This window comes from Acidomonas methanolica (assembly GCF_004346035.1).
GTDB lineage: Bacteria > Pseudomonadota > Alphaproteobacteria > Acetobacterales > Acetobacteraceae > Acidomonas > Acidomonas methanolica.
In genome coordinates this window covers 1-10747 of record NZ_SLZN01000050.1, presented here as the reverse complement: position 1 = coordinate 10747, position 10747 = coordinate 1, and the positions used below count along the sequence as shown (strand labels likewise).

The window sequence follows — 10747 nt, the reverse complement described above, 5'->3', positions numbered from 1 at the left end:
CGTCTGCACGAACTGTTGCCGTGGAATTGGCGGCCTGTGGTAACACCTCACAAACAGGCAGCTTGATCAAGGGCGGTCTCAAGCGGCCGGTTACGAACGTCCTGCCCACGGGACCGATCATCTGCATTGCGGCAAGTATCGGGGCGCATCCCGTCGCACTCGACATTTCCAGCGAAAACAGCATCCTGACCGCCGTCACCGAGATCAGGGGTCGCTTCGGCGATGTCGACGTGCGTGTCAACAATGCCGGCTGCGGGCTTTACGGCGCGCTGGAAGATGACCCGTTGCGCGAGGCCCGTTACCAGTTCGAGGTCAATCTTTTCGGACCCGGCCGCCTGACGCGCACACGCCTCAGCACCGGCGAGATCGCGTTCCTTCTGGGGTATGCCGAGCAGAATTCCTTCTGCCGGGCGTTTCGCGAATGGACCGGCTATCCCTCCGACGCGGCGCGGGCGGAGCGCCCGCGAAATCGACGACTTCGATTCCTTGGCGCAGGCAAGTCATGGCCTTTCTCCTTCGCCGTTCGAATGTGCCTCGCTGAAATTCCGCGAGAAGGCGATCGCCTGTTTCATGCGCGCGATGGCGGCGGGCAGGCCGACCATGATGGCCTCGCCAATGATGTAATGCCCGATATTGAGTTCGCGCAGACCCGGCAGGGCGGCGACGGGGCCGACATTGCCGCAGGTCAAGCCGTGGCCCGCATGGAGTTCGAGCCCGCTTTCGAGTGCTGCCGCGGCGGCGGCCTGAAGCCGGGCCAGTTCGGCCGGGCTTGGATCATGCGCCCAGGCGCCGGTATGGAGTTCCACCACCTGCGCGCCCGCCGCCGCCGCCGCGCGGACCTGCGCGGGATCGGGGTCGATGAACAGCGAGACGCGGATGCCCGCCCCGGCGAGCCGGGCGATCTTCGGCCTCAGATCGGCGGCGAGGCCGAGCGCGTCCAGCCCGCCCTCGGTCGTCACCTCCTCGCGCCGTTCGGGGACGAGGCAACAGGCATGCGGGTGAAGGGCGCAGGCGAGCGACACCATCTCCTCCGTCGCCGCCATCTCGAAATTCAGCGGAACGGGAAGCTCCGCCTTGAGGCGGCGCATGTCGTCGTCGCGGATATGGCGGCGATCCTCGCGCAGATGGGCGGTGATGCCGTCCGCGCCGTGGCTGGCGGCCAGCAGGGCGGCGGTCACGGGATCGGGATGCGTTCCGCCGCGCGCGTTCCGCACGGTGGCCACATGGTCGATATTCACGCCGAGACGAATCATGGCCTCCGCGCCTCCTTTCACTGTGCCGCGTCGAACCGGCGGCGTTGCTCTCCGAGATCCCGCGCCAGGGCGAGCGCGGCCAGCAGGCTGGACGGATCGGCCCGGTCCTGCCCGGCGATGTCGAAGGCCGTGCCGTGATCGGGAGAGGTGCGGATGATCGGCAGGCCGAGCGTGACGTTCACGCCTTCCGCCATGTCCAGCGTCTTGAGCGGGATCAGCGCCTGATCGTGATACATGCAGAGCACCGAATCATAGCCCCGGCGCGCGGCTTCGGTGAACAGGGTGTCGGGCGGCAACGGGCCGAAGGCGTCGATCCCCTCGGCGCGGAGGGAAGCGACGGCGGGGCGAATGAAGCGGCGTTCCTCGTCCCCCATGAGACCTTCCTCGCCCGCATGGGGATTGAGCCCGGCCACGGCGAGGCGCGGCGCGGCGATGCCGAAATCGCGGCGCAGGGCGCGCGCGGCGATGCGCCCCACGGTCACGATCCGGGCCTCGTCCAGCAGGTCCAGCGCGTGGCGGAGGCTGACATGCACGGTCACGGGCACGACGCGCAGGCGGGGTGAGGCGAGCATCATGACTTCCTCGCCGGGCGCGTCGCACAGCGCGGCGAGGAATTCCGTATGGCCGGGATAGGGGAATCCGGCCTGACGCAGGACATGCTTGCTGATCGGACTGGTGACGAGTCCCGCGACCTTTCCGGCCAGAGCGAGTTCCGTCGCGCGGCGGATGGAGGCGATGACCGCCGCGCCGTTGCGCGGGTCCGGTCGGCCGGGAGTGGCGGCGACGGCGAGCGGCTCGCGCAGGACCGGCAGCGCCGTGCCTGTCAGCGCCGCCGCCTCCTCCGGCGACCCGATCTCGACGACCGGCACCTCTCCCGCCAGCAGGGCCGGATCGCCGATCCAGAGGAAAGGCGCGCTGCGGGCGCGCCACGCCTTCACGGCCAGCTCCGGCCCGATCCCCGCCGGGTCGCCCATGGTGAGTGCGGGCAGCATCGCGTCAGCCGGGAACGGCCAGCGCGGCGAGCACCCGGACCCAGGAGCGGACGCCCTTGCGGAAATTCTCGACGCCGTACTGCTCGTTCGGCGAATGAATCCGGTCGTCGGACTGGGCGAAGCCGATCAGCAGCGAGTCGATGCCCAGCGCCTCCTGCACCTCGGCGACCACGGGGATCGACCCGCCCGAGGCGGTGGCGACGGCGGGCACGCCCCATTCCTCGCCCAGCGCGTCGAGGGCGCGGCGCAGATCCGGCCCGTCCTGCGGCACGGCGAAGCCGGAGGACGCACCATGCGCGCTGAACGTGACCGTCGCATCCGGCGGCAGCAGGCCGGCGACGCGCTCGCGAAAGGCGGCGCGGATACGCTGCGGGTCCTGCCCCGGCACGAGGCGGAAGGAGATTTTCGCCATCGCCTTGGCGGGCAGAACGGTCTTGAACCCGTCCTCCTCATAGCCGCCGGAGATGCCGTTGATCTCGAAGCTCGGACGGCACCAGACCTGTTCGATGGCCGTGAACCCGTCCTCGCCCGCCGCTTCGGAAAGGCCGACCGGGCCGAGGAGGACGGAATCGTCGGGGAAGAGCGCGCGCCACTGCTTCCGCTGCGATTCGGAGGGCAACTGCACGTCGTCGTAGAAACCGGGCAGCGTGACGCGGCCCGTCTCGTCGCGAATGGTCGCGAGGATGGTGCAGAGCAGTTCGATCGGATTGCGCGCGGCGTTGCCGTACATGCCGGAATGCAGGTCGCGGCCGGCGCACTGGATGACGACCTCCTCGCCGACCAGGCCGCGCAGGGCGGTGGTGATGGCTGGGGTGGTGCGATTGGGCATGTCGGTGTCGCAGATGAGCGCGAGACCGGCGCCCAACTCGGCGGCATGGGCCTTGAGGAAGGGCAGGAGATTCGCCCCGCCGCTCTCCTCCTCGCCCTCGATCAGCACGCTGACATTGAGCGGCAGGTCGCCATGGACCTGTTTCCACGCGCGGCAGGCTTCGATGAAGGTCATGAGCTGACCCTTGTCGTCGGACGCTCCGCGCGCGACGATCACCTGACGCCCGTCCTCCCCGGTCACGATCGCCGGAGCGAAGGGATCGCTCGACCAGAGCGAAAGCGGATCGACGGGCTGCACGTCGTAATGCCCGTAGAACAGGACGTGCGGCAGGCCGGACTTGCCGACGTCATGGGCCACCACCATCGGATGGCCCGGCGTATCGGCCACCCGGGCGTCGAAGCCGATGGCGGCGAGATCGTCGCGCAGCCACTGCGCCGCCGCCCGGCAATCCTCCGCATGGCGCGGCTGGGCGGAGATGCTGGGAATGCGGAGCAGCGCGAAGAGGCGCTCCAGCGCCTCGGGCTGGGCGGCGTCGGCGTGCGAGAGGACGTCTTCCGTCAGGGGGGCGGGCGAGGATGCGGTCATGTCTGTTCGATATCCGGCAGAGACAGGCGCGGAGGCGTCATGCGTCCCGCGCCTGACGGAGAATGGCGTCGAGATCCGCGGCGAAGCGGGCGGGATCGGCCATGCGCCGCACCGCGTCCCGCGCCGTCCGCGCAACATGACGCCAGAGAGTCTCGTCAGAATACAGTCGCTCGACGGCGGATGCAAAGCGGGCCGTTTCATGCAGCCCCGCCACGAGACATTCCTCCCCGTCGCGCCATTCGAGCTGCTGGGCGAGATCGGGCCCGATCACGGCGGGCAGGCCGAACGCCGCCGCGCGCATCACCTCATAGGGCAGTCCCGCCGCGACCCGTGACGGGGCGATCATGACGCGGCAGGTGCGATAGAGGCTGTCGGGGTCGTCGGCCTGTCGGAGGGGCGCCATGCGGGGAAGCAGGGTGAGCGGGAAGAGGTCCACCGCCGCGTCGACCGGACCGGCGATCAGGAGATCGGCTTCGGCGGGCAAGCTCCTGTCCAGCAGAGGAAGGATGGAATGGACGAAGCTGTCCAGCCCGTCATGCGCGGCGTCGCCCGGCGCATGGATCGGCAGCGTATGGACGAGCCCCGCGCGCGCCCCGAAATCGGGAACCGTTTCCGGCACCGCGATCCGATGGCCGAGACGCGGAAGATCGCGGAAGCCGAGCCCGGCCAGCAGCGCCGCGTCATGCGGCTGGAGCGTGACGACGACGCGGGCGAGCCACGCCGCCGCAAGCTCCGCCGAGAGTTCGCGCCGGAACAGCGCCTCGTCCGCCACGCCGCCGGTGAGGCGACGGCGGCGCATCTCCTCCGCGTCCAGCCAGCCGAGATCGAGCACGGCGGCCGTGGCCGGATGCAGGCGCTCATTCGCAAGCAGCGCCGGAAGCGCGCGACGCGCGACGGTACAGCCGGAGATCCAGACGAGATCATACCCGTTCGGCCGCGCCTGGAGAAACCCGTCCAGCGGGACTCCGGCGATGCATTCCAGACGCTCTTGCAGTCCGGGCCGCCAATGGAGCGGCGGCTCGGGCGCGGCATCCAGGGAGAAGACGGTGACGTCCAGCCCCGCCATGCTGATCTCGTCCAGTATGGCCAGATCGCGCAGGGCCAGGCCGCCGCGCCGTGGCTCCGGCAGGGTCAGGCACAGGAAGAGCACGTTCCCGCCGGGGCTTCGGCGTCCCGGCCAGGTCGGAGTCGCCGCGACGGGTTTGTGGCGCAGCGTGGCGTGGAAGCGTTCCGGCGCGACGCCGGGGCGCGACGCGCCGGGCGACGAAAGATCGGCGCCAAAAGAAACGACCCGCGAGAGAAAACAAGGCTCGTACCACACCTCCTTGCCGCTTTCGGCCAGAAGGAGCGCCGCGATGGGCGGCAGATCGGTCAGGTCGACCTTGGGCGCGATGTCGGCGGCGCGGCGGAGCGCCTCCGTCTCGCAGATCAGCGCGGCGTCGCAGCCCGCGTCGCAGCGCCGCGCATGGGCGACCGGATCGGCGAAAGGAGCGACGCCGTTGCCGAAGCCCTGGCTGGACCCGTCGCGCAGGAGCGTGACCCCGGCTTCCCGGACCCTCCCGTCCTCGCCGACAGCCTGACCCGTCACCATCCCCGCGCCGCTCGCCCGCACCCGCGCCAGCCCGGCGTCCAGCGCGCCCTCGACGAGGCGCGCGCCCATGGGGAGCAGAAGGCAATGCGCCGCCTGCGCCATCTCCAGCGCGTGGCGCAGGGCGGAACCCAGCGGCACCGCCTCCTTCGCGGGAAGAATCCGGATGCCGGTGACGAGACGATCGAGCGTCGCCGTCTCCGGGGAGCAGACGGTGTCGAGGACGATGACGTCGAGGCTCCCCGGCCGCGCGCCCTGAAGCGAGGCGAGGGCGGCGAGCAGGTGGTGGAAACTTCGCCCGGCGACGATGACCGTGAGGTCGGGCGTGCCGGAGCAGCGCAGGTCGAGCGGGGTGCGCGCGAGGATCGGCACCATGATTCGCGCGCGCTCGATCAGCAGCAACTCGCATTGCGCGGGACTGACCACGCCGGCGGAGACCGTGGTCGAAAGGAGTTGGGGCGTCGAGTCCGGCGTGAGGGCGTGCGCGGCCCAATGGGCGAAGGCGTCCCGGAAACGGCCGAGGCGAAGGGCGTCGCGGACGTCCGGCCGGGCCGCGTATTCGCCCAGATCGAATCCGGCGATCGGACGCCGTCCCTCCCGCGCGCCGAAGCGCAGGAAATGGTCGTAACCGTTACGGAACACGCCGTCCCGGATGACGGCGGCAACATCGGGAGCGGCGGCGAGATAATCCGCCTCGCTGAAGAATGCGTTTGGCGCGTAGGCCGTGGGGTCCGGGTTCGTCAGGTAATGATGCAGCAGGCAGGTGTACCTCCCGGCGCGCACGGCTTCGACTGCGGCGGGATAGGTGGCGGCGTACCAGTCCGGATCGAAATACCAGCTCGTGCGCAGCGTCCGCGCGGCGGGCTCTTGCAGAAACAGGGCGAAGCCGCCGAACCGCCCGGCGCGCGACAGGCGGCGCGCCTCACAGGACTGGCGGAAGACGGCGGGATCGTAGAACGGATGCGCGATCCGCTCCTCCTCGTCGCCGCAGGCGAGGAAATGATCGTAGCCGTTCGCGTAGCCCGCGGCGCGGACGGTCCTGAGGGTAAGATCGCGGTTGAAGTCGAAATAGCCGCGCTCGGAGAACAGCCAGTGCGGATCGCGCGCGAGGAAGCCGCTCTCGCAGTAATGCATGAAGCCGGACGCGAAAATGCCGTTTGTCACGCCCATCCGCACATCGGCGTTGCGATCGAGATACCAGTCCTCGGCGAAGAGCGGAGAGGGAACGAGGCCCTGTTCATAGCCCGTCTCGCGCCAGAACGCCGCGAGGGCCGCGTCATCGCCCCCGTTGTCGCTCCCGTCATCACCGGCAAATCCGGCGGCGCGCAGTGCCTCCGCATAGCGCGTGCGGAGCCAGGATGCGTCAGGCAGCGCCCAGCGAGCAGTGATATCCGGACCAGCCATCACAGGCGGGCCGGACGGAACGCCCGCGGTGCCGGGCGCGTCGAGGATCGGGGGCACCGGGGATCAACCTTGCGTCGCCTCGCGCCGCCGCGCATGCCAGAGCGCGACGAAATCGACGGGCTGGATGTTGGCGACCTGGAATCCCGCCTCGCGCACCAGCCCGAGCAGGACCGCGCGCGCGGCGGGGAAAAGCTGGCGCGGCGCCTCGATGAGGAGAATTTCCTCCAGCCGGTCCCGCCATTGCGGGCCGACGACGAAGAGTCCGGCATAAGCCGCCATCGCCTCATACGCGACGGGCGGCTCGGGGGCGGCGGCGTCCGGCACGGCGGCCTGACCTTCCGCGCGCAGAACGAGCGTGACCTCGAAATTGAGATCGGTTTCGCTGAGTTGGCGCGCGTTGACGTCCACGACCAGCCGCACATGGGGCGGCGCCTGGAGCGAGGCGAAGACGCCGGGGGTCTGGGGCGTCTGAAACGAGACGGAGCGTAGATATTGCGACCCGAGAACCAGGCCCGGCGCGGGGTGGGACAGGCCGCCCGCGACCGATTCCGCCAGAGGCTTACCCGAATCCAGAGTCGTTCCTGCGTTCACTGCGTCACCCGTTCTCGCTGCGACGCCGCATGACGACCCGACGCCGCGGCTGCATCACCTGTCATCTTTTCACGATCCGGCCTGCCTGAACAGGAGCCGCGAGGAGGATGGTTCAAAAAAACTCGCCACGCAGGAAACCGAGCGCGGGCAAGGGCTTCCACAGGCGCGGCAGATCGGAGCGCCGGACCTGCTGGACGGAATATTTCGGGATCGGTCGACGCTCGCCGATCAGGAACTGGAGATAGGCCCTGACCTGTCCGGCGCGCCAGTCCCTGTCCGCCTCGGCGGCGCTCCGGCTCGCATGGATGTCGGCGATCCGCGCCTGCCTCCCCTGCCGCGCGACGACGGCCCACAGGACATCGAGCTGCGGGAGGCGAGGCGTGAAGGAGACGACCTGGCTCAACCTGCTTCCTCCCGGCTGCTTTTCCCGATCGGGGCGCCGCGATCCCCTGTGCGGTCCCGTATTCCCCGGCGCAGCTTGCCGAGACTTCGCCCGGGCTGTAAAGCCGGAACTGTGGCGCCATGACAGCCGGACCGCGTCACATCGCAGATCGGGGGTTTCATGTTGCGCCTTCTCGTCATCGTCCTGTTCCTGGTTGTCCTCATCGCCGTCGCCCTGAGCAATCCGGACCCCGATACGGTATGGATCGTCTCCTATGGCTGGAAACTGTCCATCGGCGTGCTCGCTCTCGGGCTGGGCATCGGGAGTTTCGTGGTCGGGGCCTTCGTCATGTGGATCGGCGAGTTGCGTCAGCGGACGCGGGCGCGTCGTGCGGAGGCGCAGCTGCGCAAGCTGGAATCCCAGATGCTCGACCTGCATCAGCAGTTGAGCCGCTACACCGCCCCGGTCGCGCAGGACGGCGCGGCGGCGCATCCGGTCTCCACCTCTGCCGCGGGAAGCGTGTGACACGACGATGGGCAGGACGCGTCTGATCGTCGCACTGGATACGGACAGCCGCGCTCAGGCCGAACACTGGATCGGTGCGGTCGGCGAAGCGGCGGACGCCTTCAAGCTGGGTATGGAATTCGCCTATGCGCAGGGCTTCGACGCGGTGCGGGAGATCGCCGCGCGACACAATGTCTTTCTCGATCTGAAGCTGCACGACATCCCGAATACCGTCGCACGCGGGCTGACCAGCCTGACTCCGCTCGGCGCGGCGATGCTGACCGTTCACGCGAGCGGCGGGGCGGCGATGATCGCGGCGGCGCGCGCGGCGCTGGAGGCGGCATGTCCGGCGGGCGAACGTCCGATCCTTCTGGCGGTGACTGTGCTCACCAGCATGGACGCGGCGGCGCTGGCGGAGATCGGCGTCCCGGCTTCACCGCGCGAGCAGGTCGTGCGGCTGGGGCGGCTGGCCGTCGAGGCGGGGGCGGACGGGCTGGTCTGCTCGGCCGAAGAGATTGCGCCCCTGCGCGCGGCCCTGGGCGAGAAGCCGGTTCTCGTCGTGCCCGGTATTCGTCCGGCCGGGGCGGACCGGCAGGATCAGAAGCGCGTGATGACGCCGGGCGAGGCGGCGCGCGCGGGGGCGGACTGGATCGTGGTCGGGCGGCCGATCACCACCGCCGCCGATCCGGGTGCCGCGGCGCGCGCCATTCGTGAGGAACTGGCGCATGCCTGACCCGGGCGGCGACGTGCGGGTCAAGATTTGCGGCATCGTCGATCCGGTCGCGCTGGCCACGGCCTGTGAGGCGGGGGCGGACTGGGTCGGCTTCGTGTTTTTCGCCCGCTCGCCCCGATCCGTTACGGCGGCGCAGGTGGCGACCTTGCTGCACGATGTAGGGCCGCGGTCGCCGCAAACTGTCGGGCTGTTCGTGCGCGCGTCGGATGACGAGGTCGCGCGCGTGCTCGACGTGACACGGCTCGACATCTTGCAGATTTACGATACGCCGGAGCGTGCCATGGCGATCCGTGAGCAGTTTCGCCGCCCGGTCTGGCTCGCCTGCGGAGTGGCGACGCGGACGGATCTGCCCGAAACATGTGCGGTCGATGGGCTGGTGATCGAATCCCGAGCCCCCGTCGACGCCGATCGTCCCGGCGGGAATGCCCGCAGCTTCGACTGGAGCCTGACGGCACGCTGGCCCGCGCCCGCGCCATGGCTGCTGGCGGGCGGCTTGACGCCGGAAAATGTCGCGGCGGCCATCGCGACCAGCGGCGCCCGGGCTGTAGACGTTTCTTCCGGCGTCGAGGATGCGCCGGGGCGAAAAAATCCCGGCCGCATACGAAACTTCATTCAGGCCGCCAGGGCAATCGGGTGAAGCGATAAGGCTTGCGAGAGAGTCGTCCTTCCACGCGGCGGCCTTTCGTCTGGCACGCAAGGAGTTTCTGTCTACTGGCCTTCGCAGCAGGTTACAGGCCATATGCTTGATCATTGTGAAGTTTGCGGGAGCATTTTCGGTCCTGACGCGGCATTCATCGTCGCCAAACACCATGTCCATGACCCAGTGGAGGCTATTTTCGATCGCCCGGTGACTGCGGACGATCGGGCCGAGGAGGTGCGCCGCCACGAGCAGGGAGGTGATGTAATACCGGGTTTCGCCTTCCATCTTGCCATTGATCTCGCGCTGGCTGTCGACCATGACCACGGCGTTCAGGCCCGGCCAGCCATGGCGTTTTTGCAGTCATTCCACGTCATGGATAACAGTGGTGGTCATGGTTTCGATGCGACCATGCTCGCCATCGACTGCCGTGTCCCGGCTCATTCGGGTGTCCTTGAACCGGCCGGCTTTCTGTTCGGCGGCGAAGAGTGCGACATCCTCGCGGAGTGATCCCTGATTGTCTTTCGGGGCGAGCAGATAGTTGGCCTTCTTGCCGATGATTTTTTTGCGATCCCGCGCTGGCAACCCATGGCGTCAATGGTCACGATCGTACCTTCGAGGGTCAGCATGTCCAACAATTTGGGGATGGCTATGATTTCGTTTGACTTTTCCGATACCTTGACCTGACCCAGAACGAGGCGCTGGCGCGCTGCAAAGGCCGAAAACATGTGGATTGGCGCCTTGGCGTTCCGCTTCGAGCCGGACCTGCGCACCGATTTGCCGTCGATTGCAACGACCTCCGCAAGCAAACCGGTGCACGCCGCTACCCACGCGACAAAGCATCTCTGGAAATGCTCGGCGTCCGGAGTAGCGAAGATGTCGCCGAGATGGTCATGAGCAGGCGTGCCATCCCGAAAGGGCCGGAACCGGCGAAGGAAAGCGAGTTTCTTGCTGCCGAAAAGGGCAATGTCGATGAAGGTTTCCGCCCCGGCCAGCACCGCCAGAAGACACAGGAGGAGTATCTCATCGAGGGGGTAAATAACTTTTCCGGGTTGCCGTTTGTCCGGCAGATCACTGAAATAACTCAGAAAACCAGTCGCCTTGAAGAGCGCTTCACCCACAGTCGCCGCATCTTCCATCTCGCACCCCGTAAACTAGCACTACAGTTGCATTTTGTGTTGAGTTCTGAATCTATGGGTAACCATGATTCAGGATATGATAAGTGGCAGTACGTCTGTTGAAGAGACGC

At 68.2% G+C, this 10747-nt stretch carries 11 protein-coding genes and 2 pseudogenes; 4 read left to right on the top strand and 9 right to left on the bottom strand.

What is annotated here, in order from left to right; all coding sequences use genetic code 11:
• Nucleotides 1-184 (bottom strand): hypothetical protein (locus EDC31_RS18270; protein WP_243697816.1); only part of this gene is annotated, 184 nt, incomplete at its 3' end.
• Here EDC31_RS18270 and EDC31_RS18570 point away from each other — a divergent pair.
• Nucleotides 102-290, top strand: a pseudogene (locus tag EDC31_RS18570) (hypothetical protein); the annotation flags it as partial. The gene EDC31_RS18270 and the pseudogene EDC31_RS18570 overlap by 83 nt on opposite strands.
• A 210-nt stretch (nt 291-500) precedes the next feature.
• Here the strand turns inward: EDC31_RS18570 and EDC31_RS16480 are convergent.
• The 6 genes from EDC31_RS16480 to EDC31_RS16455 form a co-directional block, all read right to left on the bottom strand.
• Entirely contained in the window at nt 501-1253 is a 753-nt protein-coding gene (locus EDC31_RS16480; protein WP_042060526.1) for a pyridoxine 5'-phosphate synthase, read from the bottom strand.
• A gap of 17 nt (nt 1254-1270) precedes the next feature.
• Nucleotides 1271-2245 carry a 4-hydroxythreonine-4-phosphate dehydrogenase PdxA gene (gene pdxA / locus EDC31_RS16475; RefSeq protein ID WP_042060510.1) on the bottom strand — a complete coding sequence of 325 codons (975 nt, stop codon included), beginning with the start codon at nt 2243-2245 and terminating at the stop codon, nt 1271-1273.
• 4 nt (nt 2246-2249) lie between these two features.
• Nucleotides 2250-3659 (bottom strand): M20/M25/M40 family metallo-hydrolase, encoded by a 1410-nt coding sequence (locus EDC31_RS16470; protein ID WP_042060528.1) that lies wholly within the window; start codon nt 3657-3659, stop codon nt 2250-2252.
• A 37-nt stretch (nt 3660-3696) separates the two neighbouring features.
• On the bottom strand, nt 3697-6708 hold the full coding sequence (locus EDC31_RS16465; RefSeq protein ID WP_042060511.1) for a glycosyltransferase: 3012 nt from the start codon (nt 6706-6708) through the stop codon (nt 3697-3699).
• A gap of 6 nt (nt 6709-6714) precedes the next feature.
• Nucleotides 6715-7242, bottom strand: coding sequence for a protein-export chaperone SecB (locus tag EDC31_RS16460; protein WP_052512067.1), 528 nt, complete (start codon nt 7240-7242; stop codon nt 6715-6717).
• A gap of 112 nt (nt 7243-7354) precedes the next feature.
• Nucleotides 7355-7645 carry a hypothetical protein gene (locus EDC31_RS16455; RefSeq protein WP_042060514.1) on the bottom strand — a complete coding sequence of 97 codons (291 nt, stop codon included), beginning with the start codon at nt 7643-7645 and terminating at the stop codon, nt 7355-7357.
• 159 nt (nt 7646-7804) lie between these two features.
• Between EDC31_RS16455 and EDC31_RS16450 the strand changes: the two genes are divergently transcribed.
• The 3 genes from EDC31_RS16450 to EDC31_RS16440 are packed head-to-tail and all read left to right on the top strand — an operon-like array spanning nt 7805 to nt 9498.
• Nucleotides 7805-8149 (top strand): LapA family protein, encoded by a 345-nt coding sequence (locus EDC31_RS16450; RefSeq protein ID WP_042060516.1) that lies wholly within the window; start codon nt 7805-7807, stop codon nt 8147-8149.
• A 7-nt stretch (nt 8150-8156) separates the two neighbouring features.
• Complete coding sequence (gene pyrF / locus EDC31_RS16445) at nt 8157-8861, top strand: orotidine-5'-phosphate decarboxylase (RefSeq protein ID WP_042060518.1); 705 nt, start codon at nt 8157-8159, stop codon at nt 8859-8861.
• Nucleotides 8854-9498, top strand: coding sequence for a phosphoribosylanthranilate isomerase (locus EDC31_RS16440; RefSeq protein ID WP_042060520.1), 645 nt, complete (start codon nt 8854-8856; stop codon nt 9496-9498). Before pyrF ends, EDC31_RS16440 begins: the two co-directional genes overlap by 8 nt.
• 144 nt (nt 9499-9642) lie before the next feature.
• Here the strand turns inward: EDC31_RS16440 and EDC31_RS18565 are convergent.
• Both EDC31_RS18565 and EDC31_RS17965 read right to left on the bottom strand, forming a co-directional pair.
• Nucleotides 9643-9819: pseudogene (locus EDC31_RS18565) on the bottom strand (ISAs1 family transposase); the annotation flags it as partial.
• Nucleotides 9820-9938: 119 nt separating this feature from the next.
• Nucleotides 9939-10637, bottom strand: coding sequence for an ISAs1 family transposase (locus EDC31_RS17965; RefSeq protein ID WP_204366687.1), 699 nt, complete (start codon nt 10635-10637; stop codon nt 9939-9941).
• Nucleotides 10638-10747: the final 110 nt, after the last annotated feature.

Coding starts and splice junctions, on each gene's coding strand:
- EDC31_RS16480 (WP_042060526.1), bottom strand. CDS start 1,253: ATGATTCGTCTCGGCGTGAATATCGACCATGTGGCCACCGTGCGGAAC.
- pdxA (WP_042060510.1), bottom strand. CDS start 2,245: ATGCTGCCCGCACTCACCATGGGCGACCCGGCGGGGATCGGGCCGGAG.
- EDC31_RS16470 (WP_042060528.1), bottom strand. CDS start 3,659: ATGACCGCATCCTCGCCCGCCCCCCTGACGGAAGACGTCCTCTCGCAC.
- EDC31_RS16450 (WP_042060516.1), top strand. CDS start 7,805: ATGTTGCGCCTTCTCGTCATCGTCCTGTTCCTGGTTGTCCTCATCGCC.
- pyrF (WP_042060518.1), top strand. CDS start 8,157: ATGGGCAGGACGCGTCTGATCGTCGCACTGGATACGGACAGCCGCGCT.
- EDC31_RS16440 (WP_042060520.1), top strand. CDS start 8,854: ATGCCTGACCCGGGCGGCGACGTGCGGGTCAAGATTTGCGGCATCGTC.
- EDC31_RS17965 (WP_204366687.1), bottom strand. CDS start 10,637: ATGGAAGATGCGGCGACTGTGGGTGAAGCGCTCTTCAAGGCGACTGGT.